At 69.3% G+C, this 24,048-nt stretch carries 22 protein-coding genes; 8 read left to right on the plus strand and 14 right to left on the minus strand.

The window, feature by feature from the left end:
• Nucleotides 1-21: 21 nt before the first annotated feature.
• The 6 genes from LQ757_RS03500 to LQ757_RS03525 form a co-directional block, all read right to left on the minus strand.
• Nucleotides 22-1,092 carry a Gfo/Idh/MocA family protein gene (locus LQ757_RS03500; protein WP_231045809.1) on the minus strand — a complete coding sequence of 357 codons (1,071 nt, stop codon included), beginning with the start codon at nucleotides 1,090-1,092 and terminating at the stop codon, nucleotides 22-24.
• The gene (locus LQ757_RS03505; protein WP_231045810.1) at nucleotides 1,089-1,916 is read right to left on the minus strand and encodes a sugar phosphate isomerase/epimerase family protein; all 828 of its coding nucleotides are present in this window, start codon (nucleotides 1,914-1,916) and stop codon (nucleotides 1,089-1,091) included. The genes LQ757_RS03500 and LQ757_RS03505 overlap by 4 nt, the downstream gene beginning before the upstream one ends.
• Before the next feature lie 121 nt (nucleotides 1,917-2,037).
• The gene (locus LQ757_RS03510; RefSeq protein ID WP_231045811.1) at nucleotides 2,038-2,859 is read right to left on the minus strand and encodes an ABC transporter ATP-binding protein; all 822 of its coding nucleotides are present in this window, start codon (nucleotides 2,857-2,859) and stop codon (nucleotides 2,038-2,040) included.
• Nucleotides 2,859-3,875, minus strand: a complete 1,017-nt coding sequence (locus LQ757_RS03515) for an ABC transporter substrate-binding protein (RefSeq protein ID WP_231045812.1) — start codon at nucleotides 3,873-3,875, stop codon at nucleotides 2,859-2,861. Before LQ757_RS03515 ends, LQ757_RS03510 begins: the two co-directional genes overlap by 1 nt.
• Nucleotides 3,876-3,942: 67 nt before the next feature.
• Complete coding sequence (locus tag LQ757_RS03520) at nucleotides 3,943-4,848, minus strand: ABC transporter permease (protein ID WP_231045813.1); 906 nt, start codon at nucleotides 4,846-4,848, stop codon at nucleotides 3,943-3,945.
• A 196-nt stretch (nucleotides 4,849-5,044) separates the two neighbouring features.
• Nucleotides 5,045-6,148 (minus strand): LacI family DNA-binding transcriptional regulator, encoded by a 1,104-nt coding sequence (locus tag LQ757_RS03525; RefSeq protein ID WP_231045814.1) that lies wholly within the window; start codon nucleotides 6,146-6,148, stop codon nucleotides 5,045-5,047.
• A gap of 259 nt (nucleotides 6,149-6,407) precedes the next feature.
• Here LQ757_RS03525 and LQ757_RS03530 point away from each other — a divergent pair, with 259 nt between their 5' ends.
• Entirely contained in the window at nucleotides 6,408-7,559 is a 1,152-nt protein-coding gene (locus LQ757_RS03530; protein ID WP_231045815.1) for a sugar phosphate isomerase/epimerase family protein, read from the plus strand.
• A gap of 165 nt (nucleotides 7,560-7,724) precedes the next feature.
• Here LQ757_RS03530 and paaK read toward each other — a convergent pair whose 3' ends face one another.
• Both paaK and paaI read right to left on the minus strand, forming a co-directional pair.
• Nucleotides 7,725-8,984 (minus strand): phenylacetate--CoA ligase PaaK, encoded by a 1,260-nt coding sequence (gene paaK, locus LQ757_RS03535; RefSeq protein ID WP_231046307.1) that lies wholly within the window; start codon nucleotides 8,982-8,984, stop codon nucleotides 7,725-7,727.
• A 132-nt stretch (nucleotides 8,985-9,116) separates the two neighbouring features.
• Nucleotides 9,117-9,569 carry a hydroxyphenylacetyl-CoA thioesterase PaaI gene (gene paaI / locus LQ757_RS03540; RefSeq protein WP_231045816.1) on the minus strand — a complete coding sequence of 151 codons (453 nt, stop codon included), beginning with the start codon at nucleotides 9,567-9,569 and terminating at the stop codon, nucleotides 9,117-9,119.
• 125 nt (nucleotides 9,570-9,694) lie between these two features.
• Between paaI and paaA the strand changes: the two genes are divergently transcribed.
• From paaA to LQ757_RS03575, 7 genes are all read left to right on the plus strand, one after another.
• Nucleotides 9,695-10,684 carry a 1,2-phenylacetyl-CoA epoxidase subunit PaaA gene (gene paaA, locus LQ757_RS03545; RefSeq protein WP_231045817.1) on the plus strand — a complete coding sequence of 330 codons (990 nt, stop codon included), beginning with the start codon at nucleotides 9,695-9,697 and terminating at the stop codon, nucleotides 10,682-10,684.
• Between the two features lie 55 nt (nucleotides 10,685-10,739).
• Entirely contained in the window at nucleotides 10,740-11,045 is a 306-nt protein-coding gene (gene paaB / locus LQ757_RS03550; protein WP_231045818.1) for a 1,2-phenylacetyl-CoA epoxidase subunit PaaB, read from the plus strand.
• Nucleotides 11,046-11,089: 44 nt separating this feature from the next.
• Nucleotides 11,090-11,989, plus strand: a complete 900-nt coding sequence (gene paaC, locus LQ757_RS03555; RefSeq protein WP_372459629.1) for a 1,2-phenylacetyl-CoA epoxidase subunit PaaC — start codon at nucleotides 11,090-11,092, stop codon at nucleotides 11,987-11,989.
• The gene (paaD, locus tag LQ757_RS03560; protein WP_231045819.1) at nucleotides 11,983-12,525 is read left to right on the plus strand and encodes a 1,2-phenylacetyl-CoA epoxidase subunit PaaD; all 543 of its coding nucleotides are present in this window, start codon (nucleotides 11,983-11,985) and stop codon (nucleotides 12,523-12,525) included. The genes paaC and paaD overlap by 7 nt, the downstream gene beginning before the upstream one ends.
• Nucleotides 12,525-13,727, plus strand: a complete 1,203-nt coding sequence (gene paaE, locus LQ757_RS03565) for a 1,2-phenylacetyl-CoA epoxidase subunit PaaE (protein WP_231045820.1) — start codon at nucleotides 12,525-12,527, stop codon at nucleotides 13,725-13,727. The genes paaD and paaE overlap by 1 nt, the downstream gene beginning before the upstream one ends.
• A gap of 171 nt (nucleotides 13,728-13,898) precedes the next feature.
• Complete coding sequence (locus LQ757_RS03570; protein WP_231045821.1) at nucleotides 13,899-14,684, plus strand: enoyl-CoA hydratase/isomerase family protein; 786 nt, start codon at nucleotides 13,899-13,901, stop codon at nucleotides 14,682-14,684.
• Between the two features lie 156 nt (nucleotides 14,685-14,840).
• A complete protein-coding gene (locus LQ757_RS03575; RefSeq protein ID WP_231045822.1) occupies nucleotides 14,841-17,447 on the plus strand; it encodes a cell wall-binding repeat-containing protein in 2,607 nt (868 codons plus the stop codon).
• A 46-nt stretch (nucleotides 17,448-17,493) separates the two neighbouring features.
• Here LQ757_RS03575 and mnhG read toward each other — a convergent pair whose 3' ends face one another.
• The 6 genes from mnhG to LQ757_RS03605 all read right to left on the minus strand — a co-directional run bounded on the left by mnhG (nucleotide 17,494) and on the right by LQ757_RS03605 (nucleotide 24,008).
• Entirely contained in the window at nucleotides 17,494-17,856 is a 363-nt protein-coding gene (gene mnhG / locus LQ757_RS03580) for a monovalent cation/H(+) antiporter subunit G (protein ID WP_231045823.1), read from the minus strand.
• A 108-nt stretch (nucleotides 17,857-17,964) separates the two neighbouring features.
• Nucleotides 17,965-18,237 (minus strand): monovalent cation/H+ antiporter complex subunit F, encoded by a 273-nt coding sequence (locus LQ757_RS03585; protein ID WP_231045824.1) that lies wholly within the window; start codon nucleotides 18,235-18,237, stop codon nucleotides 17,965-17,967.
• Nucleotides 18,234-18,884: a Na+/H+ antiporter subunit E gene (locus LQ757_RS03590; RefSeq protein WP_231045825.1), complete on the minus strand. Its 651-nt coding sequence runs from the start codon at nucleotides 18,882-18,884 to the stop codon at nucleotides 18,234-18,236. The genes LQ757_RS03585 and LQ757_RS03590 overlap by 4 nt, the downstream gene beginning before the upstream one ends.
• A complete protein-coding gene (locus LQ757_RS03595) occupies nucleotides 18,881-20,467 on the minus strand; it encodes a Na+/H+ antiporter subunit D (protein ID WP_231045826.1) in 1,587 nt (528 codons plus the stop codon). Before LQ757_RS03595 ends, LQ757_RS03590 begins: the two co-directional genes overlap by 4 nt.
• Nucleotides 20,464-20,988: an NADH-quinone oxidoreductase subunit K gene (locus tag LQ757_RS03600; protein ID WP_231045827.1), complete on the minus strand. Its 525-nt coding sequence runs from the start codon at nucleotides 20,986-20,988 to the stop codon at nucleotides 20,464-20,466. Before LQ757_RS03600 ends, LQ757_RS03595 begins: the two co-directional genes overlap by 4 nt.
• Entirely contained in the window at nucleotides 20,985-24,008 is a 3,024-nt protein-coding gene (locus LQ757_RS03605; RefSeq protein WP_231045828.1) for a Na+/H+ antiporter subunit A, read from the minus strand. The genes LQ757_RS03600 and LQ757_RS03605 overlap by 4 nt, the downstream gene beginning before the upstream one ends.
• Nucleotides 24,009-24,048: the final 40 nt, after the last annotated feature.

A 24,048-nucleotide genomic window follows, 5' to 3' on the forward strand; every position in this document is an offset into this window, starting at 1 on the left:
GGGTGCCGCGGCGCCGTCCGATCAGAGGCGTCCCAGGTCGACCTGACGTCGCGACCGCGCGGCCTCGTAGATCCCGTTGACCAGGCGAACCGTGCGCAGTCCCTCGACGCTGTCGATCGTGGGCGGCCGGGACTCGTCGATGGCTCGCACGATGTCCCCCCACTGCCGAAGATGGCCGGTGTGTCCGATCATCAGGGGGTCTGACGCTCCGCTGGCGATCGAACCGGCCGACTTCGGCGGTGCCGCATCGACATCCCAGCGCAGCACCGCCCCCTGGCCGAGCTCGACGACGCCGGAACTGAGATGAATGCTGATGGTGGCCGGATCCCCTGGCCGGGTCGCCGTCGACGTGCTGATCATGCCGAGCGCACCCGACTCGAACCCCACGGTCGCAACCGTGGTGTCTTCGGCATCCATCACCCGAGCGAGGTTTCCGAGCTGGGCGGTGACCGTGGCGGCAGGCCCGCAGAGCCACTGCATGAGGTCGACGCTGTGAACGCCCTGGTTCATCAGGGACCCGCCGCCTGCGGACATGGAGTTCCGCCAGGCGGCGGCTTCGTAGTACCCCGCATCGCGGTACCAGTGCACGTGCGCGGATGCGATCAGCACCCGCCCGAGCTCGCCGGCGTCGAGCAGGCGCTTCAGGTGTTGATACTCCGGCTCGAACCGGCGCTGCGAGATCACCGAGACCGCCAGCCCGGTGAGCTCCGCGAGCCTGACGATCGCTCGAGCCTCATGCAGCGACGTCGCCATCGGCTTCTCGACGACCACGTGCTTCCCCGCTTCGAGGGCGCGGATCGTCAACTCCCCGTGGTGGCCGCTCGGCGCGCAGACCACCACGACGTCGACCGCCGGGTCGAGGAGCAGCTCGCTCGGCGATCGCCGAACAGTGTGTGCCCAGCCGGTTTCGGCGAGGGCATCCGTTGCGCGCTCCACCGTTCCTCCGGAGTACGCCACCACGTCGACGTGCGGTCGCAGTTCGCTCAGTGCACGCAGGTGCATGATGGCGATGTTGCCCATGCCGATGAGGCCGATTCCGATCCGCTCGGGGGAGCGGCCGTTGCTGCCGTTGCTGCCACCTTCACGACTCATCGGTACGAGATTCCTTCCGACTCGAGGAGCGACCTGAGAGCGCCGTGCGCGACCGCGAAGAGCTCGGGATCGGAGAGGCCTCCGAGCTGGTACGCCGTGCCGAGGTGCGGCTCGAGCGACAGGAAGCCGTCGTAGCCGTCGTCGCTCAAGGCGCGGACGGTTTCGGGCAACTGGCCGTCACCACGACCGGCCGGCACGGCCGTTCCGGATTCGAAGATGGCGTCCTTGATCTGCACGTAGGCGAGATATGGGCGAAGCATCACGTAGCCGTCGTCGAACGGTCGCAGCCCGACGCGAACGAAGTTCGCCGAATCCCAAGCGAGGGCGAGGAAGGCCGACCTCACCGATTCGATGATGTCGAGGCACCGCTCGGGGGTCGCACCGTAGAGACCCTTGTCGTTCTCATGCAGGAGGACGACTCCCGATTGCTCACCGACCTCGGCGAACGCCTTCATCCGGGTGATCACCTCGTCTCGATGCGTCGCCGGGTCGCATCCGTCGGGAAGGGAGAACGAGAAGATGCGGATGTAGGGAGCGTCGAGGTACTCCGCGACGTGGATCGCCCGACGCAGGCGATCGAGCTCCGGCGCCATCTCGTCGGTGATCGAGATCTTCCCGACCGGAGACGCGACGCTCGACACTCGCAGGCCGTGACGCTTCAGCTGGGATCGCACGACGGCGAGCTGGTCGTGGCTCAGGTCGAGGACGTTGGTGTTCCACGCGCTGCGGAGCTCTACGTAGCTCAACCCGAGGCTCCGGCTGACTCGGAACTGCTCGACGAGATCGTCAGAGATCTCGTCGGCGATCCCCGACAACTTCCACATGTCTACTCGCATTCGTCCGATTGATCATTCACGCGGGCCGTCGTCCGCTCACGACGGACGACGGCTTCGCGCTGGCACACGGAGGCCGGACCCCCTCGATGGGGGGATCCGGCCTCGTTGCTCAGTCGTGTGACTGGCTCGCACCCAAGAGGATTCGGATCCGCTCGGATGCTGCTGCGAACCGCGGATCCTGCATCGTGGGTCCATACTCGCGCTCGGCGGGCAGACCCGGTTCGAGCGTCTCGACGATCTGACCGGGGCGAGGACTCATCACGACGATTCGGTTCCCCAGGTAGACGGCCTCGGCGACCGAGTGCGTCACGAGCAGGATCGTCGTTCCCGTCTCACGCCAGATGCGGTTCATCTCGACGTTCATCTGCTCGCGGGTCAGGGCGTCGAGCGCACCGAACGGTTCATCCATGAGCAGGATGCGCGGCTCGTGCAGGAGCGCGCGGCACAGTGCGACCCGCTGCTGCATGCCACCCGAGAGCTCGTGCGGCAGAGCCCGTTCGAATCCCGTGAGTCCGGTGAGTTCGATGAGCTCGTCGGCACGGGCTGCCGCGTGCTTGCGATCCATCCCCCGCATCTCGGCCTGGAGGAGGATGTTCTTCCGCACACCTCGCCATTCGAGGAGGGCGGACCGCTGGAACGCGAACCCGATCTGCTTCTGAGGGCCCCGCACGGGCTCGCCCATGATGCTCACGGAACCCTCCGAGGCGGGCACGAGCCCCGCGATGATCTTCAGCATCGTCGACTTGCCGCAGCCGCTCGGCCCGGCGATCGTCACGAACTCGCCCTGGTTCACCGACAGCGAGACGTCGTGCAGCGCGACGGTCTCGGAGCGCTTGGACCTGAACCGGCGCGTGAGGCCTTCGACCTCGATGATGGGCGACGTGGTGGTGTGCGCGTCCGGTTCCCGGTCGAGCACGGATGCGCCGATCATCATTCGGCTCCGAAGTCCGACGCCCAGTACAGCGGCACGTCGACCTCGCCGGCGAAGTCGGTGTTCTCCTTGAGGGCTTCGATCGTCTCGGTCCACTGCTCCTCGGTGTTCACGCCCGGTGTGCCGTCGCCCAGCAGGCCGAACGTCAGCTCCTGCTGTGCGATCAGGACATCTCTCGCGGGTGACTGCTCGGCCAGCAGGAACATGGCGGCGGCGGCAGCCTCGGGGTCGGCCTGGGCTTCGGTGAACGACTTCGCCAGCGCTCGCATCATGGCCGCGACGAGTTCGGGGTCCTCGGCGATGGTGTCATTGTGCGTCAGCAGGCCGGTCCCGAGGATGTTCATGCCGAAATCGCCGAACCTGAGGCTGTCCATCTCCTTGTCGGTCTGCCCGGTGATCGTCGGCGACTGGTCGTGGAAGAAGCCCTGGATCGCATCGACGCGCCCCTCGATCAGGGCGGCGATCTTGCCAGAAGCGTCGACGTTGACGACCGTCACGTCGGCCGGGTCGACCCCGTTCAGCTCGAGCCAGGCGGGGAAGGTGCCGTACATCGCGTCGCCAGGCGTACCGCCGACGGTCTTGCCGACGAGGTCGGACGGTTCGGAGATGCCCTGGTCGGCGAAGAACTGCACCGAACTTGGGCCGTCCTGGAGATAGACCCCCACGCTCTTGACCGGCATTCCGGTGGCGATGCCCTTCAACAGGGGTGCGGTATCGGCCCAGCCGAAGTCGGTGTTTCCCTGTGCGACCTGCTGGATGGTGTTGCCGGAGCCGTTGCCCGGCTGGATCGTGAGGTTGATGCCCTCGTCTTCGAAGAAGCCCTCCTGCACGCCGTAGTAGAAGGGAGCGTGCTCGCCGTACGGTACCCAGTTGAGCGTCAGCGTGACGTCGACGACCTCACCGGGTCCGTTCGACGCGTCATCCGCCTGCGGTTCGCTCGCGTTGCCGCTCGCGCAGCCGGTGGCTACCAGTGCGACGAGCGCGAGTGGGGCGATCGCCTTTGCGATGTTCTTCATGACAGTGCCTCTCTGCATTTGTCCGTTGATCGGTGGTGGGTTTCAGGTGGACGAAGGGTGATCCGGGTCACCCACCGGCGAGAACGAGGTTGTTCCGCCGGCTCGCATGCCAGGGGATGACGATGCGTTCGAGGAGTTCGACGAGCAGGAACAGCACGATGCCGATGATCGACATCAGGATGAGCACGGCGAACAGGAGGGGGGCGTTGAGGTTGCCGCTCGCGAGGAGCAGCACGAAGCCGAGACCTTGGTCGGCGCCGACGAACTCACCGACCACCGCACCGGTCACGGCGAGGGTGACGGCCACCTTCAGGCCCGACATCAGGTGCGGAAGCGAGGTGGGGAATCGGATCTTGCGGAAGGTCTTCCAGCGCGATGCTCCCATCGTCGACGAGAGCTCCAGGAGTTCGGGGTCTACCGATCGAAGCCCTGCCACGGCCGAAACGACGACCGGGAAGAAGGCGATGAGTACGGCGAGGATGATCTTGGGAGCCATGCCGAAGCCGAACCACACGACGAGGATCGGTGCGATGGCGATCTTCGGAATGACCTGGGCGAAGAGGATCAACGGGTAGATCGACTTCTCGGCAGTCGGCGAGTACACCATGATCACGGCGGTCACGACACCCAGGATCGCGGCGAGCACGAAGCCCACGACGGTCTCTTGGAGCGTGACCATGGTGTGCTGGAGCAGTTGCGGCCATTCGGCCACGAACACGTCCCACACGGCCGCGGGTGACGGAATCAGATAGGCCGGTACGAGCCCCAGGGCAGTGACCAGCCACCAGACCCCGAACAGGCCCGCCAGCACGAGCGCCGGCCGCCAGCTCGCCGACAGCAGGGCGAGGGCGGACTTGCGCGCCTTGCTCTGGTTGCCGCGCCGCTCGAGTGCCTCGATCGCGGTGGTGGAGGCGCCGTCCTGCGCCTGTGGTGAACCTGCTCGCCCTGGTGCTGTCTGCTGCGGCGCTGCCATGGTCTGCTCCTCTCTGAGCCTTGCCTGCGATGCGGGTGGGGATCGCTGCACCGAGTGTGATCGATGGAACTTCGCTGAGCAATCGGTTGCCGCGGGTTGCCGCAAGGCTCGGCGCGTCGGCTCGGCGCACGCGGGCACGGCGGTGCACGCAGCGCGCCCACTGTGTGTCCGAGGAGCCGCCGCCAGACGGGTCGGGTCAGCCGACGAGTGTGTCGAGCCGGTCCTTGTCGGACCTCCAGAGCGCAGGACGCCTCGCGCGACGCTCCCGGGTCGAGTCGCGAACCTCGAGGGTGGCGGGAAGGAGCGCGGGCCTGACCCGGTGGGTTCGCGCCGCTGCCGCCGTGGCGGGTGCCCCTGACTTCAGCCGATCCGTGAGCATGCGCACGGCATGCCAACCGAGGTCGGTCAGCGGCGACGCGACGGTCGTGAGCGGCGGGACGCAGAAATCGGCGCCGAAGATGTCGTCGAAGCCCACGATGCTCACATCCCGGGGCACCTGGCCGCCCATGCGCATGATCTCGTGCATCATGCCGATCGCGATCAGGTCGTTGAAGGCGACGGCGGCCGTGGTCCGCTGCTGCGCGAACACGTGAGCCGCTGCGCGGCCGCCGGCGACCGTCGGGGCGAATGGGCCGATCCGGCGTGCACGCAGGCCGTACTCGCTCGCGACCTCCCGCATCGCGCGCCAGCGCATGCCGTCGGCCCACGATGCTTCGGGCCCCGCGATGTAGGTGAGGATCTTGTGGTCGAGCCCATGGAGATGCTCGACCACCGTGCGCATTCCCCGCGCGTTGTCGGTCACGATGCTCGGGACGTCGGAGAGGACTCGGTTGAGCACGACCGTCGGGCGCTGCTTCGCCACCATCCTGATGGCCGTGTCGGACATCCGCGACGTCCCGAGGACGAGCCCCTCGACGAGGGGGAGGACTCGATCGAGGGCACGACGCTCCGATTCCGCGGATTCCTGCACGTCGGTGACGAGGAGCGTGTAGCCCGCTTCCAATGCGGCCTTCTCCGCGCCGCGGATGATCTTGAAGAAGAACGGATTCGTCAGATCGGCGACGACCAGTGCCAGCAGCGCGGTTCGGCCGGTCGGGAGCGCGCGCGCGAGCGGATTCGTTCGATAGCCGAGTTCGCGGGCGACCTCATGGATTCGTGCGGCCGTCTCGGCTCGGACCCGGCCGGGCCGGGAGAATGCACGCGAGACCGTCGACGAGGCCACACCGGCCGCAGCCGCGACATCGTAGATCGTCGGTGATCGCCGAGCATCCTCCCTGGTGACTTCATCGTCGGAGTGCATGCTGCGAATCGTACGGTCGTGCTTGTGGGGTTCCAACTGATCCGACCTCCCGGCCTCATGAGACATGGCGGTTCGCGGCAACGGAAGGCAACCGATTGCGCAATCGAGTGGCCATGCTAACCGCATTACGACCGTTTCATCCACCCCTTGCGTGCAACCCGCGGCAACCCATTGACCGCCTGATCGAGGCGCTCACACGCTGTCTGTGCCAGTTCAATCCCAATCCCCTCGACGGAGAGGCAACCTCATGGAGCGCAACATGTCCGCACGCACCGCCACGCGCAAGAGGTGGTGGCTTCTCGCAGCCGCCGCCATCGGCGCTCTCGCCATCCCGCTGGTCCCTGCAGGGGCCGTGGCGGTGGAATCCGACGCGTGCGCCTACGGCTACTCGGCAAGCTCGTCGGTCTTCTTCGGCGCCGGCAGCGCAGCCTCCGGTGTCGCAAACTACGACACCGGCGACGGTTGCACCATCATGGACGAGGTGATGGCGGGCGCCCCGTTCGCGAACCACGGCACGTTCCTCAGCACGGTGAACCGGGTCACCAACGAGCTCAACCGCGAGGGCGTGCTCACCAACGCCGAGAAGTCCGACATCGTCAGTGCGGCGGCCGCCTCAGAGGTGGGCAAGCCGCACCCGGTGACCGGGACGCGCTCGGTCGACCTGAGCAAGATCGGGCTCGCGTCCTTCACCACCCGCACCCAGATGCAGGCCGACCCCGCGGGAACCATCACCGGCCTCGCGAGCTGCGGCTACCAGAACGTCGAGATGTCGGGGGCTGTCGGGCGGTACCACGGGAACACCGCAGAGACGCTCGCGAAGCTGGCGAGCTCGGTCGGGATCGACGTGCCGTCCATCGGCATCAGCCTGAACGACCTCAAGACCAACCTGGCCGGCGTCATTTCCGACGCGCAGGCGTACGGCGCCGAGTACGTCCGCTTCTCCCCCGGGGGCAACTGGACCCTTGCGGACTTCTCCCGCGAGGCCGCGTTCCTCAATGAGGTCGGCGCGCAGCTGGCGCCCTACGGCATCAAAGTCGCCGTCCACAACCACGCGACCGAGTTCCGGGCCCAGGAGAACGGGGTCACCGGCTACGAAGTCCTCGTCCGCGAGACGGACCCCGAGCTGGTCGCGATGGAGCTCGACGTCTACTGGGCGGTAAGCGGGGGGGCCGACCCGGTCGAGCTGTTCCAGACCTACCCCGGCCGGTTCGAGCTGCTGCACCTGAAGGACCGCGCCGCTGACGGGTCCTTCAGCGACGTGGGCGAGGGCACGATCGACTTCGCCGAGATCTTCGCGAACGCCTCGCTCGGCGGCGTCGAATACGGGCACGTGGAGAACGACAGCCCCCGACCGGACGGGGTCACCTCGGCGTGCAACAGCCTCGGCAACCTCGCCGAGCTGCGGTACTGAGCCAGGCTGCCGGTCCGCCCCGCTGAGGGACGGACCGGTAGCCCCGACACCTGAGAGGGTGAGGCGCCGTCCGGGAGTGATCCCGGGCGGCGCCTCGTGCTTCGTCGTCGCCCCGGTCGCTGCGCACGCCCGTCGCCACGGCACACCCGCGGCGGTGGCATCCGCTCACTGCGAGCGCAGGTCGTAGACACGCTTGTACTTGCCTTCGCTGCGAGGCAGTGTGCCGGGCTCTTCGAGCTGCACGGCGACCGTCGAGCCGACGTGCACCTTGATGCGCTCGGCGAGCACGACGGCGGCCGCCTCGCAGGTCTCGCGCGAGAGGTCGGGGTGGCGCTCGATGCGCACCTTCAGCGCGTCCATCCGGCCCTCCTTCGAGAGCTCGAGGATGAAGTACGGCGTGAGCTGCTCGATGCCGAGCACGAGCTCTTCGATCTGGGTCGGGAAGAGGTTGACGCCGCGCAGGATGATCATGTCGTCGTTGCGGCCGGTGATCTTCTCGATGCGACGCATTCCGGGGCGCGCGGTGCCCGGCAGCAGCCGCGTGAGGTCGCGCGTGCGGTATCGGATGACCGGGAACGCTTCTTTCGTGAGCGACGTGAACACGAGTTCGCCCATCTCGCCGTCGGCGAGCACCGCGCCGGTGTCGCCGTCGATGATCTCGGGCAGGAAGTGGTCCTCCCAGATGTGCGGGCCGTCCTTCGTCTCGAGGCATTCGTTGCCGACGCCGGGGCCCATGACTTCGCTGAGGCCGTAGATGTCGAGCGCGTCGAGGCCGAGGCGCTGTTCGAGCTCGTGCCGCATCTCGTTCGTCCACGGCTCAGCGCCGAGCACCGCCACCTTCAGCGAGGTCGAGCGCGGGTCGATGCCCTGATCGACCATGGCGTCGGCGATCGTGAGCAGGTAGCTCGGCGTGCACAGGATGGCGTCGGGCTCGAAGTCGCGGATGAGCTGCACCTGGCGCGCGGTCTGCCCGCCCGACATCGGGATGACGGTGGCGCCGAGCGCCTCGATGCCGGCGTGCGCGCCAAGGCCACCCGTGAACAGGCCGTAGCCGTAGGCGTTGTGCACCTTCATCCCGCGGCGGATTCCGCTCGCCCGCAGCGAGCGGGCGACGAGCGCCGCCCACCGCTCCAAGTCGCCCTTCGTGTAGCCGACGACGGTCGGGCGCCCGGTCGTACCGCTCGAGGCGTGGATGCGTGCGACCTGCTCCATGGGCACGGCGAACATGCCGAACGGGTAGGTCTCGCGCAGGTCGTTCTTCGTCGTGAAGGGGAGCCTCACGACGTCGCCGAGCGAGCGGATGTCGCGGGGGTGCACGCCCGCGTCGTCGAACTTCCTGGTGTAGAGCGGCACGTTGTCGTAGGCGTGCTGCACGGTCTGCTGGAGACGCTCGAGCTGGAGCGCCTCGACCTCGGCGCGGGTCATCCGCTCTTCCGGGTCGAGCTGGTCGAAGGCGGCCGGTGCGAGGCCCGACGCGGTGCCGTGGGAGGTGGTCTTCGTCGACACGGGTGCTCCTGTGGTGTGCGGTGGACGGTCTCGATGCGCTCGATGAGCTCGTCAGCCGACCGGCCTGGAGGTGGTGCGGTTGGTGGTGAGGGATCGGCCGCGGAACTCGGCGACCACGTCGCCGCCGTCGTCGACCACCGTGACGTCGTAGAGTCCGGTGCGGCCGCTTCGTGTGCGGCGAACCGCAGTCGCAGTGAGGGTCTGGCCGGCGACCGTGGACTTGAGGAAGGTGATGTCGGCACCTGCCGCGACGGTGACGTTGTCGTCTTCATTGCAGGCGATCGCGAAGGCCGTGTCGGCGAGGGCGAACACGAGCCCGCCGTGCGTGATGTGGAAGCCGTTCGTCATCTCGTCGCGCACGCGCATCGAGACGACGGCGATGCCGGGCTCGTCGCGTTCGACGACCATGCCGAGCGCGGCCGAGGCGCGGTCGCGATCCATCATGGGGCGCGTCGAGGGCAACTCGCGGTCGGCCGTCGCGGCGTCGGTCGCAGGATCAGTCATCGAAGCTCCTCATCGAGTACAGCACCGTTGCTGCAGCACTCGGAATGAGCATATACTAACTGAACGATCGGTTAGTAATGTCGGATGTCCCGACTGCCGTATCCCGCGAACCACAGGAGTCGACGATGACCTCACCCGCAGACCTCAGCGTGGCCGGTGCGGCCCGCGGCGAGCAGTCCGGCGACGAGGCGGCCCAGGCGCTGTTCGACGACCTCATCGCCAAGGACTCGCGCATCGAACCTCGAGACTGGATGCCCGAGGCCTACCGCAAGACGCTGATCCGCCAGATCAGCCAGCACGCGCACTCCGAGATCATCGGCATGCAGCCCGAGTCGAACTGGATCACCCGCGCGCCGAGCCTCAAGCGCAAGGCCATCCTCATGGCCAAGGTGCAAGACGAGGCGGGCCACGGGCTCTACCTCTACTCGGCGGCGCAGACGCTCGGCATCACGCGCGAGGAGATGATGCTCCAGCTCATCGAGGGCCGCGCCCGCTACTCCTCGATCTTCAACTACACGACGCCCACGTGGGCCGACATGGGTGCCATCGGCTGGCTCGTCGACGGCGCCGCGATCTGCAACCAGGTGCCGCTGTGCCGTGCCTCGTACGGGCCCTACGGCCGGGCGATGGTGCGCATCTGCAAGGAGGAGTCGTTCCACCAGCGGCAGGGCTTCGAGATCCTGCTCGAGCTCATGCAGGGCACCGAGGCGCAGCGCGAGATGGCGCAGGGCGCCGTGGACCGTTGGTACTGGCCGAGCCTCATGATGTTCGGCCCGCCCGACGACCAGTCGCCGAACTCGGCGCAGTCGATGGCGTGGAACATCAAGCGCTTCTCGAACGACGACCTGCGCCAGCGCTTCGTCGGCATGCTCGTGCCGCAGGCCGAGGTGCTCGGCGTCACGCTCCCCGACCCGAACCTGCGGTTCAACGACGCGACCGGGCAGTACGACATGAGCGAGATCGACTGGACCGAGTTCAACGAGGTGCTCGCGGGCCGCGGACCCGCGAACGCCGAGCGCCTGCGTCGTCGCCGTGAAGCTCATGAGGACGGCGCCTGGGTGCGCGAGGCCGCCGCCGAATACGCCCGGAAGCAGGCCCTGAAGAGCGCGGCATGAGTGGGTTGAGGAGCGAGCGCAGCGAGCGTCTCGAAACCGCGAGCAAGGAGAACCGATGAGCACCCCCGGCGAGATGGGAACCGAGTCCTGGCCCCTGTGGGAGGTCTTCGTGCGCGCCAACCGCGGGCTCAGCCACGTGCACGTCGGGTCGCTGCACGCGCCCGACTCCGACATGGCCGTGCGCAACGCCCGCGACCTGTACACGCGGCGCAACGAGGGCGTCTCGATCTGGGTCGTGCCCGCGGATGCGATCACGACGAGCGACCCCGACGCGAAGGGCGCCTTCTTCGAGAGCCCTGCGGGCAAGAACTACCGGCACGCCGTGTACTACACGAAGAGCGAAGGGGTGAAGCACCTGTGAGCGATCAACACGCCGGTCGAGTAGCGCCGCCGGAGGCGCCGCGTATCGAGACCCCGCACGAGGATCTCGATACGCCTCCTTCGTCGGCTGCTCGATCGACGGAGGACGTGCACGGCGACGTGTCGGTCGACCGGCTCGCGCTCGCCGATGAGTTCGCGGGCGCCGGCGCGGCCGGCGATGGCGCGGTCGCGTCGGCGGATGTCGCGGAGTACGCGCTGCGCCTCGGCGACGACGCCCTCGTGCTCGCCCAGCAGCTCGGAATGTGGATCGCCCGCGCCCCCGAACTCGAAGAGGATGTCGCGCTCGGCAACATCGCCCTCGACCTCATCGGGCATGCGCGCTCGCTGCTGCACTACGCCGGCACCGCGACCGGCCGCAGCGAAGACGACCTCGCCTACTGGCGCGACGAGCCCGAGTGGCGCAACGCGTGGATCTTCGAGCAGCCCAACGGCGACTTCGCGCACACCATCGCCCGCCAGCTCTTCATCGCGACCTACCTGTTCGAGCTCTACGGCGAGCTCAGCGCGTCGACCGACCCGACGCTCGCGGCGATCGCGGCGAAGTCCGTGAAGGAGGTCGACTACCATCGCGACCACGCGACGCAGTGGGTGCTGCGCCTGGCCGGCGGCACCGACGAGTCGCGCCGCCGCATGATCGCCGCGGTTGCCGACACGTGGCCGTACGTCGACGAGCTCTTCCACGACGACGAACTCGTCGAGCGGCTCGCCAGCGAGGGCGTCGCCGTGCTGCCGTCGCGTCTTCGGGAGCCGTTCGACGAGGTCATCGACGCGGTGCTCGCCGAGGCCGAGCTCGAACTGCCGACCGGCCGCACGGCGTTCATCGCGTCGGGCGGCGGTCGCCGCGGCAGCCACACCGAGCACCTCGGTCCGCTGCTCGCCGAGATGCAGGTGCTCGCCCGCCAGCACCCGGGGGCATCATGGTGACCGCGGCCGTGGCAGAGGCATCCGTCGCCCGACCGCTGCCCGACGACCCGGCCGCGCTGCGTGCCTGGCAGGTCGCCGCGACCGTGACCGACCCCGAGATCCCGGTCCTCACGATCGAAGACCTCGGCGTGTTGCGCTCGGTCGAGGTCGGCGATGACGGCGCCGTTCGCGTGCGGCTGACGCCCACGTACAGCGGATGTCCCGCGCTCGAGGCGATGCGAGACGACGTCGTGCTCGCCCTCACGCACGCCGGCTACGACGACGTGCGCGTCGACCTCGTGCTCGCGCCCGCGTGGACGACCGACTGGATGAGCGACGCGGGCAAGGAGAAGCTCCGCCGCTACGGCATCCAGGCGCCGACGGGACTCGCTGCGGCACGCGGCACGGGGCCGGTGCGTGTGCAGCTCGCGGTGAAGTGCCCCCGCTGCGACTCGCTGAACACCCGGGAGCTCGCCCGCTTCGGCTCGACGTCGTGCAAGGCGCTCTACGAGTGCCGCGACTGCCTCGAGCCGTTCGACTACTTCAAGGTGCTCTGATGGCGGCGCGCAACCTGGGGTCGACGGCGTCCCCGGCATCGACGGCCCGGCTGGCGGACACGTCCGTCGCCGAGGCGTTCCTCGCGTCGACCGTCGGCGGCGAACACGTCGCCAAACGCCACCGCGCCCGCTTCCACCCCCTCGAGGTCGCCGAGGTGCGGCCGCTCACGGCCGACGCCGTCGAGGTCACCTTCGCGGTGCCCGAGGCCCTCGCCGACGATTACACCTACCTGGCCGGCCAGTACGTCGCGCTGCGCGCAGAACTCGAAGGCCACGAACGACGCCGCAGCTACTCGATCTGTCGGCCTCCCGAGCGAGGCCGTATCTCGGTCGCGATCAAGCGCGACCTCGGCGGGGTCTTCTCCACCTGGGCCACCTCCGAGTTGAAGGCCGGCGACACGCTCGACGTGATGAGCCCGCAGGGCACGTTCACCTCGACCCTCGACGCGCTCGACGGCAAGCACGTCGTCGGGATCGCCGCGGGCTCGGGCATCACCCCGCTCATGGCGCTCGCCCACACGGTGCTGGCCCGGTCCGCGACATCCGAGTTCGAACTCGTCTACACGAACCGGTCGACGCTCGACGTGATGTTCCTCGAGGAGCTCGCCGACCTGAAGGACCGCTACCCGTCGCGGCTCGCGGTGCACCACGTGCTCTCGCGGGAGCAGCGCACGGCGCCGCTGCTGTCGGGGCGCATCGACGCGCCGAAGCTCGAGACGATGCTCGATCTGCTCATCCGTCCCGAGACGGTCGACGAATGGTTCCTGTGCGGACCGTTCGAGCTCGTGCAGCTCGCCCGCGACACCCTCGCGGCGAAGGGCGTCGACCCGGTCCACGTGCGCTACGAGCTGTTCACGACCGATGCCGACCGCGTCGAACCGCGTCACGGGCGACACATCGTGGTCGAGCGGGGCGAGCCGACGGTCGCGATCGAGTTCACGCTCGACGGGCAGTCGTCGACCGTCGAGAGCCCGGTGTCGGCGAACGAGTCGATCCTGAACGCGGCGCTGCGCATCCGGCCCGACGTGCCGTTCGCGTGCGCCGGTGGCGTCTGCGGCACGTGCCGGGCGCGGCTCCTCGAGGGCAGTGTCGCGATGACCGAGAACTACGCGCTCGAGCCCGACGAGCTCGAGCGCGGATACGTGCTCACCTGCCAGTCGCACCCCAAGTCCGACCGGGTCGTGGTCGACTACGACGTATGACCCGCCCGCCCGTGCCGGCCCGCCTCCCCGGCGTCCGCGCCGCCGCGCCCGTCCCGCCGAGTGTTTCCGTTTCCACCGAGTGCGACGAGTTCAACGGAAACAGTCGGCGCGAACGGAAACTTTCGGCATCATGAATCGCGCGAGGGACAGTCGCGAACGAGAGGATCAACGATGATCGAACTGAGTGTGTCCGACGGCGTCGCCGAGGTCGTGCTGAACGCGCCCGAGAAGCTCAATGCGCTCGATCCGGCGGCGCTCGCCGAGTTGGGCGACGCGTATGCCGATGCCGAGCGGATGGCCCAGGCCGGCGACATCCGTTCGCTCGTGCTTCGCGGCGAGGGGCGCGCATTCTGCGCAGGCCGCGACATCTCGGGCGTCGACCCGCGTGACGACGACGTGCTCGGGTACCTCGGCGGGATCGTCGAGCCGCTGTTGCACCGCATGGCCGAGTTCCCGGCGCCGACGTTCGCGGTCGCGCATGGCGCGTGCCTCGGCGTCGGACTCGGGCTGCTCATCGCGAGCGACATCGTCTACGTCGCCGACAACGCCAAGATCGGCTCGCCGTTCGCGAACCTCGGCGCGACACTCGACTCGGGCGGGCACGCCCTGTTCGTCGAGCGTCTCGGCGCGCATCGCACCATGGACCTCATCGTGACCGGTCGGCTCATGTCGGGCGCCGACGCCGTCACCGCCGGACTCTTCTCGCAGGTCTTCCCCGCCGACGAGGTGTTGGATGCCACCCGTGCCGCGGCCCGAGGGGCGGCGACCGGCGCGACCCAGGCATTCGTGGCGTCGAAGCGCCTGGTCGCCGCGCTCCGCGACGACCGCCTCGGGCTCTGGGCGTCGATGGCCGAGGAGAACCGCGCCCAGGCAGCGCTCTGCGACACGGCCGACTACCGCGAGGGCTTCGCCGCGTTCCAGCAGAAGCGCAAGCCGGAGTTCACCGGCCGCGGCTGACCCCGCGCGAGTCGAGGCCCCGGTTCCGCCATCGGCGCGAACCGAGTTCGGCGGGCGATCCAGCAACCCCGGGCGTACAATATTGAGGAATTCTCGTGTCCGTGCGTCCGTTGCACGAGCACATCCGAGTCGACCGAAGACACCTCGGAGGGCATCATGCGCGTGCCGCTCGCCTTCGGCCTCGCGGCGGTCCTCGTCGTCATGTCCGCGGCGTCGGGATCGGCATCCCCCGCAGAGTCGAACGCCGTGCACGCCGCGGTTGCGGCAGCGGAGCCGCCGCAGGTCAACCCCATCGTCCTCGAGAACCGGCACCCGGGCACGACCGCGTGGCGCATCCCCTGGGCCGGCCACAGTGTCGCCAACGACACCACGAAGGCCATCAAGGGCTATGCATCCGCGGCGAGTGTGGACAACGGCGCGACAGTGGCGATCCGCGTCCACGCGGCATCCGCCGGTCCTGCGAGCTATCGTCTCTACCGACTCGGCTGGTACCAGGGCACCGGGGCACGCGAGATGGCCAGGGGCACGTTCACGGCGTCGCCCCAGCCGAACTGCGTGACCCAGATGCCGACGGGCCTCATCACCTGCCCGTGGAGCAATGCCTTCACCGTGCAGACGCAGCAGAACTGGACGAGCGGTGTCTACGTCGTGGTCCTGACCCGGGGAACCGTGCAATCGTACGCGTCGTTCGTCGTGCGCGATGATGCCCGGCAGGGGGCGCTCGTGCACATGCAGTCGACGCTCACCATGCAGGCATACAACAACTACCCGAACGACGGGAGGACGGGCAAGAGCCTCTACGCGTACAACTCATTCGGGCCGATCACCCTCAACGGATTCCCGTCGGCCGTCAAGGCGAGCTTCGACCGGCCGTTCGCGGACTCGGGCGCCGGCGCCGTCATGACCGACGACGCCCCCACGATCCGGTACACCGAGTCGCGCGGCTTCGACGTCACCTACGCGACCGACATGGACCTGCACGCGGACCCCGGCCTCCTCACCGGGCAGGAGGCCCTCATCTCGGTCGGCCACGACGAGTACTGGACCCGGGAGATGTTCACGGCGGCCGAGCAGGCGCGCGATGCCGGAATCGACATCGCCTTCCTCGGTGCCAACAACGTCTACTGGCAGGTGCGCCTCGAACCGTCGTCGGCGGGGACTCCGAACCGCACCATGGTCTCCTACCGGGAGGCCCACCTGGATCCCGTCAAGGACGGGTCGCGGACGGTGCTGTTCCGAGACATCCCGCGGCCGGAGCAGCCGCTCATCGGGCAGATGTGGCCGACGAACGACTCCACCGGGATGACACGCGGTGACGATGCCTGGGTCGTCGAACAGGCGGATCACTGGTTCTATCGCGGCACGGGCCTGCGCAACGGGTCCCGCATCCCGATGCTCGTCGGCATCGAGGTGGATCGGCGCCTCCCGGAGTTCCCGGGGCCGGTGCTCAAGGCGGGCACCACGCAGGCGGTGCTCGCCGGGTCGACGTTCGTCACGCGCCGCGGAGACAACATCGGTCTGCAGGAATCCACGCTCTACCAGGCCCCGTCGGACGCGCATGTGTTCAGCGCCGGCACCCTGCGCTACCCGCGCGGTCTCCTCGGCGACGGACCGGCGGCGCAGCAGAGCGTGCGGACGATGACCACGAACCTGCTCGCACGATTCACGGGCATGCCGCTCGATGCCGGGACGACGCGAGTCGGCGGCCAGAATCGGTACCTCACCGCGGTGGAGTTGTCGAAGCACGCCTTCCCGTCCGGCGCAGCGGTGCCGGCGGCATATCTCGCGACCGGAGCGAACTTCCCCGACGCGCTCGCCGCCGCGGCCGCGACCGGCGGTACCGGACCGGTGCTGCTCGTACCGCGATCGACGAGTCCACAGGCAGTGCTCGACGAGCTCGCGAGGCTCCGGCCGAGCAAGCTCGTCGTCGTCGGCGGCAGCGCGATCGTGTCGGATGCCGTCATGGCCTCGGCCTCGGCCGCGGCGGGAGTGCCGGCGGTGCGGATGTCGGGGCCCGACCGCTACGCGACGGCCGCTGCGCTGTCGAGGGCGACGTTCGCCGCGAACGTGCCCATCGCCTACGTCGCGACGGGTGCGAACTTCCCCGACGCGCTCTCCGCCGGCGCCGCGGCGGCGCAGCTCGGCGGTCCCGTGCTGCTCACCGCCTCGACTGTCCTCCCCGCCGCGACGCGGGCCGAGCTGGCGCGGCTCAGGCCGCAGCGCATCGTCGTCGTCGGGGGGAGCGGCGTGGTCTCCTCCGGGGTCCGCGATCAACTCGCCGGTCTCGCCCCCCAGACGGTCCGGCTGGGCGGTGTGGATCGGTATGAGACCGCCATGCGGGTGGCGAGGGATCTCGGCGCCCCGGCGACCGCCGACACGGTCGGACTCGCCACGTCACTCGATTTCCCCGACGCACTCGCGGCCGGGCCGGCCATCGCCGCCGCGGGCGGCTGGCTCCTGCCCGTTGGCGCGTCGGTGACGCCCGCGCTCGCCGAGGAGCTCGTGCGCGCCGATCCCCGCCTCGTGCTCGCCGCCGGTCTCGCGGGCGCGATTCCCGATGGGGTGCTCTCGCAGGTCAGGGGCCTGTTCGCGCCGCTGTCGACCGGCACGCCTGCGTTCGAGCGGCGCTCGCTCACTCCGAACGACCCCGACATCCCCGACAGCACGTGGCAGACGCAGGTACCGCCGTACCCACCGGGCACCGAGCTTCCGTGGCTGGAGCTGCCGTCGGCCGAATGGCAGCACGATCCCGTCACCGGATGACGACGCGCGTGGCGCTCGCCACGTCGGCCGGCCGGCGACACCGCCCTCAGCGCGTTGTGCCGGCCTGCTGGTCGTGCGCGGCGATGTCGTCGCCGAGGTCGTCCTCGATGAGCAGGTCGCGGCGCACGTGGTCGGTGCGGTAGGCGGAGCGTCCGAGCATGTGCGCGGTCATCGGCTGGGTGAGCAGCTGGAACGTCAGAACCAGCACCGTCGTCGACAGCACGCCCCACGTCGGCACTTGCAGCACGATCGCGAGCAGCACGGTCGCGAGACCGAGCACCTGCGGCTTCGTCGCCGCGTGCAGCCGGGTGAGCACGTCGGGGAACCGCACGATGCCGATGCCGGCCGCCATCGAGAGGAAGGCGCTCACCAGGATGAGCAACCCCACCGCAATCTCGGCGGCGCTCATCGCAGGCTCCTGATGAGTGCACGCGGCGTCACATCCGCGATCTCGGCGGCGCTCATCGCAGGCTCCTGATGAGTGCACGCAGCGTCACATCCGCGATCTCGGCGGCGCTCATGAGGCATCCTGCTTCGCCATGAACCGCGCGATCGAGATCGAGCCGACGACCGCGAACATCGCGAGCACGAGCAGCACGACGAGCGTGTCGGTGTGCTTGTTGATCGCCATCTCGGCGCCGAGTGCGCACATCGCGATCGCGAGCAGCACGTCGGTGGCGAGCGCCCGGTCGAGGATCGACGGGCCGCGGATGATGCGATAGACCGCGGCGATGGCGCCGATGCCGAACATGACGGCGGCGATGATGCCGACGACGGTGAGGAAGGTCACGATGCGCCTCCGTTCGATGAGCGGTCGGATGACCCGGCGCCGCGGTCGTGGGTTCTCGAGACGTACTTCTCGCCGCTCAGGCGCCGAGCCCGCCGCTCGGCGCGCACGACCTCGGCCTGCTCGTGCGTGCCGATGGCCAGCACGATGCGTTCCTCGGTGCCGAGTACGTGGCCGTAGGTGCGGTCGATGTCGGCCTGCGTTCGGGTGCCGAGCGCGTGCAGGTAGAGCAGGCCGCGCTCGCGATCGATGTCGACGACGACCGTGCCCGGGACGACCGAGATCGCCTCGGCCGTGAGGGTGGTCACGAGGTCGGAGCGCGTATGCAGCTGCACGGCGATGATCGAATTCGTCGGCTTCCACCAGGGCCAGAGCGAGAATGCCGCGACCTGCAGCGACGCGATCGTGACGTCGAACATCATGCGCAGCCCGAGCAGCAGGCCGCGCCACGGGTTGAAGCGGCCGCTGAGCAGCACGGGCGGCAGGTAGAGCGCCCGGGTCACGGCGATGGCGAGCACGACGCCGGTGACGACGGTGAGCACGTCGATGTGGTCCCAGAGCAGCAGCCACAGCACGAGCAGGCCGACGAGCAGGGGCAGTTGCCGCCATACCGACCGCCAGCGCGAGATCTCGCGCGTCGCCTCGCTCATCGCACACCCCCGGGGAAGACGAGCGAGACGTAGATCGACGGGTCGCTGAGTCCCTCGGCCGCCCGGCCCGCGAGGTCGAACAGCGGGCCCGCGAACACGGTGAGGCACACGGTGACGATCACGAGCGTGGCGGTCGCGACGATCATGAGCACGGGCGTGGTGCGCGTCGCCGTGACCGTGGCGCCTTCGGGTGCCTCGAGCACCGATCCGAGCAGCACCGACTCGTAGCCCTCGAGCTCGTCGCGCCGCCGCCAGAAGGCCATGTTCCAGAACCGGGTGAGCGCGTACAGGGTGATGAGCGAGGTCGCGGCGCCCGCCCCGATGACGACCCAGATGAGCCAATCGGGTCCCGACGGGGCGTCGGCGGCCGTGCCCTGCGCCCCGGCGACGAACAGCCCCACCTTGCCGAGGAAGCCCGAGAACGGCGGAATGCCGCCGAGGTTCAGCGCGGGGATGAAGAACAGCACGGCGAGGATCGGGGAGGCCTTGAGCAGGCCGGCGAGCCGGTTGATCGAGGTCGCCCCACCGAACCGCTCGATCAGGCCGGTCGTGAGGAACAGCGCCGTCTGCACGGTGATGTGGTGCACGACGTAGTAGATGGTCGCGGTGAGCCCGAGCACGCTCGCGAGCCCGATGCCGAAGATCATGTACCCGATGTGGCTCACGAGCGTGAACGACAGCAGACGCTTGATGTCGGCCTGGGTCAGCGCACCGAGGATGCCGATCAGCATCGTGAGCCCGCCGATCACGAGCAGCAGGCCCGAGAGGTCGCTGTCGCTGAAGATCGACGTCTCGGTGCGGATGATCGCGTACACACCGACCTTCGTGAGCAACCCGGCGAACACGGCGGTGACCGGTGCGGGAGCGGTCGGGTACGAGTCGGGCAGCCAGAACGACAGCGGGAAAATGGCCGCCTTGATGCCGAAGGCGATGAGCAGCAGCAGGTGCAGGATGAGCTGTACGTCGTCGGGCAGCTCGGCGAGGCGCACCGACAGCTGGGCGATGTTCGCCGTGCCCGTCGCCCCGTAGATGAGCGCGATCGCCGAGAGGAAGAACAGCGACGACACGAGGCTCGTGATGATGTAGGTGACGCCCGCGCGGATGCGCTCGCCGGTGCCGCCGAGCGTGAGCAGCACGTAACTCGCGGCGAGCAGGATCTCGAATCCCACGTAGAGGTTGAACAGGTCGCCGGCGATGAACGCGTTGAAGACGCCCGCCGAGAGGATGAGGTAGCTCGGGTGGAAGATCGACACCGGCGTCTCGCGATGCTGGTCGGCGATGCCCTGGCCCACGGAGTACACGAGCACGACGACGAGCATGATCGCCGAGATCAGCAGCATGATCGCCGAGAGCCGGTCGACGACGAGGGTGATGCCCCATGGGGCCTCCCACCCGCCGATGTAGACGACGGCCGGCCCGGTCGTGTCGACCATGACGAGCAGCACCGCCGCGATGGCGGTGACCGCGGTCAGCACGCCGACGGCGACGGCGATCTGGGCACGACGGTACCGGCCGAGGATGAGCGTGGTGGCGGCGCCGAGCAGCGGCAGCAGCACCACGAGGGGAACGAGGGCGGCGGTCATCGTGGGGCCCCCTCGTCGTCGTGCTCGTCATCGCGAGCGGATGCCTCGCGCTCGAGCATCTCGTCGAGCTCCTCGTCGAACTCCTCGTCGCTCGCATCGATGATCGACTGGATCGCGGCGTCGTCGGCGGCGGAGGAGCGGATGAGGTCGGCGGCCTCTTCGGCGTCTTCGGCGAGCTCGGCCTCGTCGTCGACGAGGTCGCCCTTCGGCCCGAGGCGGGCAAGCCACCACGAGCGGTAGATGAGGGCGAGCATGAAGGCGGTGATGCCGAGGTTGATGACGATCGCGGTGAGCACGAACGCCTGCGGCAGCGCGTCGGAGATCTCGGACTCGTCGACCCCTTGGGAGAGGATCGGCGCGAGGCCGGGGGCGCCGCTCATGAGGTAGATGAGGATGTTCACGGCGTTGCCGACGAGCAGGAACCCGATGAGCACGCGCGTGAGGCTGCGTTCGAGCATGACCGAGATGCCGGCGCCGAAGAGCACCGCCATGAGGATGACGAGGGTCAGCGAGGCGGTCATGCGCGCACCTCGCCGTCGTCGGTCGAGTAGGCGCGCAGCGCCGTATCGAGACCTGGTGACGGGGTCTCGATGCGCTCCTCCGTCGTTACCCGACCGACGGGCTCTTCGGACTCCTCTTGGTGACGATCGACCTCGGCGCCGAGCGAGCGGAGGATGTCGAGCACGAGCCCGACGACCACGAGGTACACGCCGATGTCGAAGAGCGTCGAGGTGCCGATCGACAGGTGGCCGAGGAGCGGCACGTCAGCCTCGAACCACGTCGACTCGAACACAGTGAGGCCGAACACGAGCGACGACGCCGCCGTGCCTGCGGCGAGCAGGAGCCCCGTGCCGAGCAGGCGCCCGGCGTCGACCGGGGCGGCCTCGCCGAGCTCGTACCGTCCGCCCGCGAGGTAGCGGGCCACGAGCGCGAGGCCCGCGAGGAGTCCGCCGGCGAACCCGCCGCCCGGCGCGTTGTGGCCCACGAAGAGCAGGTACACCGACACGATGATCGCCGGGTGGAAGAGCAGCCGCACGAGCACCTCGATGAGGATCGAGCGGTTGCGGGGCGACAGCGTGCGCCCGGCGAGGAGCCAGGTCTGGCGCGTGCCGGCGGCCTCGGCCGCGGCATCCGTCTCGTGCTCGACGTCGGCGAGGCGCGGCTTCGCGGCACGGATGCTCGACGCCGGCTCGGGCACCGGCTGCAGGCGGTCGCGGCGGTTCACGCCCTCGTCACCCGCGTCGAGGCGGGGTGCGCCGCCGGTGCGGCCCGACACGAAGATGAGGCTCGCGACGCCCGTGGCGACGGCGACGAGCACCGAGATCTCCCCGAGGGTGTCCCAGGCGCGGATGTCGACGAGCATGACGTTCACGATGTTCGTGCCGTGCGCCTCGATCGCGAGCGCGGGAAGGCCCTCGGCGATGGTCGGTTCGATGCGGGCACCGAGCGCCACGAGGCCGATCACGCCCATGACGAGGCCCGCCAGCACGCCGATGACGACGCGGGTCACGCGGCCGAGCGCCGTGGGGTGCGCGGCGCTCTGCTTCGGCAGGCGGCGCAGCACGAGCACGAACACGACGAGGGTGATCGTCTCGACGAGGGCCTGGGTGAGGGCGAGGTCGGGGGCGCCCGACATGCCGAACAGCAGCACGAGCCCGTAGCCGGTGACGCTCACGAGCAGCACCGAGGTGACCCGCGCACGAACGATGGCCGCGACGACCGCCGCGATGATCATCACGAGCGCGATGAACGGCTGCGCCGGGTAGTCCCAGAGTCGCACCCCGTCGGGCCAGGTCTGGTTGATGAGCGCCGCGCTGCCGAGGCCGCCGATGAAGACCGCCATGATGATCGCGAGGTAGCCGGTGAGTCCGCGCACCTGGAATGCCGTCGTGACCCAGGCCGCGATGCGGTCGACGACCGAGACGATGCTGAGATAGCCGCGTGCCGCGTCGATGGTGGGCGGCATCGCGGCCTGCATGCGGGCGACCCGCTGGCGCCCCCAGATCAGCAGTGCCGCGATCGCGAACACGGCGGCCGACAGGGCGAGCGCCGGTTCGAGCCCGTGCCACAGCGCGAGGTGGTACTCGTCGGCGCCGGGCAGGGTGTCGGCGTAGGCGGCGAGCAGCGGCTCGATGAGGGGCACCGTGAACGCGAACACGACGCTCGCCGCGGCGAGCAGCGCCGGCGCGGTCGCGATGAGCGCGCCCTCGCGGTGCAGGGGCGTGGCCGGGACATCCGCTCGCGTGAAGAACGCGCCCCACAGGAATCGCGCGCTGTACGCGACGGTGAGTACCGAGCCGACGAACGCGCCCGCGAGCGCGACCCAGCCCCAGGCGTCTCCCGCTGCGGCCGCCTCGAGCTCGGCCGTGAACACCGCCTCCTTCGCGACGAATCCGAGCAGCGGAGGCACACCCGCCATCGATGCGGCGGCGACGATCGAGATCGTCGCGACGACGGGCATGCGCCGCCCGAGCCCCGAGAGCTTCCGCCAGTCGCGCGTGCCGGCGGCATGGTCGACGACGCCCACGACGAGGAACAGGGCCGCCTTGAAGAGCGCGTGCGCGAGCAGCAGCGCGACGCCCGCGAGCGCCGCGTCGCGCGTGCCGAAGCCCGTGACCATGACCAGGAAGCCCAGCTGGCTGACCGTGCCGTAGGCGAGCAGCAGCTTGAGGTCGTACTGCCGCAGCGCGCGCCACCCGCCGACGAGCATGGTGAACGCGCCGAGGCCGATGACGATCGGATGCCACACCTCGAGTTCGGCGAAGCCGGGGGCGAGGCGCGCGACGAGGTAGACGCCCGCCTTGACCATGGCGGCGGCGTGCAGGTAGGCGCTCACCGGGGTCGGCGCGGCCATCGCGGCCGGAAGCCAGAAGTGGAACGGCACGAGGGCGCTCTTCGACACCGCCCCGATGAGGATGAGCGCGATCGCCCACTCGCCCGCCGGGCCGGTCACCGGGTTCGCGATGAGCTCGGCGAGCGACGTCGTGCCGCCCGCGACCGACAGGATGACGAGGCCGACGAGCATCGCGAGCCCGCCGAACGTCGTCACGGTGAGGGCCTGCAGAGCGGCACCGCGGCTCTCTTTGCGGCCGGTGTAGTGACCGATGAGCAGGTACGAGAGCACGCTCGTGGCTTCCCAGAACGTGAACATGACGTAGACGTCGTCGGCGGTGACGAGCCCGAACATGACGCCCGCGAAGGCGAGGAGCAGGGCTGCGAAGCGCCCGAGCGCCGGCTCGTCGTCGCTGAAGTAGCGCATGCAGTAGAGCAGCACGAGGGCGCCGATACCGGTGACGATGAGCGCGAGCAGCAGTGCGAGCGCGTCGAGCCGGAAGCTCAGGGCGATGTCGAGGGCGGGGATCCACGTCACGGTCTCGACGACGGGTGTTCCCGCGAGCACGCCCGGCAGCCACGCGAGCAGCAGCACGAACACCGCGGCGGGCAGCAGCGCGATGACGGCGAAGACCCGGCGACCGAGCAACCTCGTGGCGTAGGGGGTGACGAGCGCGAGAACCGCGAACGCAGCGAGGCTGGCGATCATTCAGCCTCCCAGCGTTCGCATGTGTTCCGTCCGGCCATTC

Source organism: Agromyces cavernae, assembly GCF_021044935.1.
Classification (GTDB): domain Bacteria; phylum Actinomycetota; class Actinomycetes; order Actinomycetales; family Microbacteriaceae; genus Agromyces; species Agromyces cavernae.

What these genes read in the sequence shown, in the direction of transcription:
- LQ757_RS03500 (WP_231045809.1), bottom strand. Translation starts at nt 1,092, where the DNA reads ATGAGTCGTGAAGGTGGCAGCAACGGCAGCAACGGCCGCTCCCCCGAG.
- LQ757_RS03505 (WP_231045810.1), bottom strand. Translation starts at nt 1,916, where the DNA reads ATGTGGAAGTTGTCGGGGATCGCCGACGAGATCTCTGACGATCTCGTC.
- LQ757_RS03510 (WP_231045811.1), bottom strand. Translation starts at nt 2,859, where the DNA reads ATGATCGGCGCATCCGTGCTCGACCGGGAACCGGACGCGCACACCACC.
- LQ757_RS03515 (WP_231045812.1), bottom strand. Translation starts at nt 3,875, where the DNA reads ATGAAGAACATCGCAAAGGCGATCGCCCCACTCGCGCTCGTCGCACTG.
- LQ757_RS03520 (WP_231045813.1), bottom strand. Translation starts at nt 4,848, where the DNA reads ATGGCAGCGCCGCAGCAGACAGCACCAGGGCGAGCAGGTTCACCACAG.
- LQ757_RS03525 (WP_231045814.1), bottom strand. Translation starts at nt 6,148, where the DNA reads ATGCACTCCGACGATGAAGTCACCAGGGAGGATGCTCGGCGATCACCG.
- LQ757_RS03530 (WP_231045815.1), top strand. Translation starts at nt 6,408, where the DNA reads ATGTCCGCACGCACCGCCACGCGCAAGAGGTGGTGGCTTCTCGCAGCC.
- paaK (WP_231046307.1), bottom strand. Translation starts at nt 8,984, where the DNA reads ATGACCCGCGCCGAGGTCGAGGCGCTCCAGCTCGAGCGTCTCCAGCAG.
- paaI (WP_231045816.1), bottom strand. Translation starts at nt 9,569, where the DNA reads ATGACTGATCCTGCGACCGACGCCGCGACGGCCGACCGCGAGTTGCCC.
- paaA (WP_231045817.1), top strand. Translation starts at nt 9,695, where the DNA reads ATGACCTCACCCGCAGACCTCAGCGTGGCCGGTGCGGCCCGCGGCGAG.
- paaB (WP_231045818.1), top strand. Translation starts at nt 10,740, where the DNA reads ATGAGCACCCCCGGCGAGATGGGAACCGAGTCCTGGCCCCTGTGGGAG.
- paaD (WP_231045819.1), top strand. Translation starts at nt 11,983, where the DNA reads ATGGTGACCGCGGCCGTGGCAGAGGCATCCGTCGCCCGACCGCTGCCC.
- paaE (WP_231045820.1), top strand. Translation starts at nt 12,525, where the DNA reads ATGGCGGCGCGCAACCTGGGGTCGACGGCGTCCCCGGCATCGACGGCC.
- LQ757_RS03570 (WP_231045821.1), top strand. Translation starts at nt 13,899, where the DNA reads ATGATCGAACTGAGTGTGTCCGACGGCGTCGCCGAGGTCGTGCTGAAC.
- LQ757_RS03575 (WP_231045822.1), top strand. Translation starts at nt 14,841, where the DNA reads ATGCGCGTGCCGCTCGCCTTCGGCCTCGCGGCGGTCCTCGTCGTCATG.
- mnhG (WP_231045823.1), bottom strand. Translation starts at nt 17,856, where the DNA reads ATGAGCGCCGCCGAGATTGCGGTGGGGTTGCTCATCCTGGTGAGCGCC.
- LQ757_RS03590 (WP_231045825.1), bottom strand. Translation starts at nt 18,884, where the DNA reads ATGAGCGAGGCGACGCGCGAGATCTCGCGCTGGCGGTCGGTATGGCGG.
- LQ757_RS03595 (WP_231045826.1), bottom strand. Translation starts at nt 20,467, where the DNA reads ATGACCGCCGCCCTCGTTCCCCTCGTGGTGCTGCTGCCGCTGCTCGGC.
- LQ757_RS03600 (WP_231045827.1), bottom strand. Translation starts at nt 20,988, where the DNA reads ATGACCGCCTCGCTGACCCTCGTCATCCTCATGGCGGTGCTCTTCGGC.
- LQ757_RS03605 (WP_231045828.1), bottom strand. Translation starts at nt 24,008, where the DNA reads ATGATCGCCAGCCTCGCTGCGTTCGCGGTTCTCGCGCTCGTCACCCCC.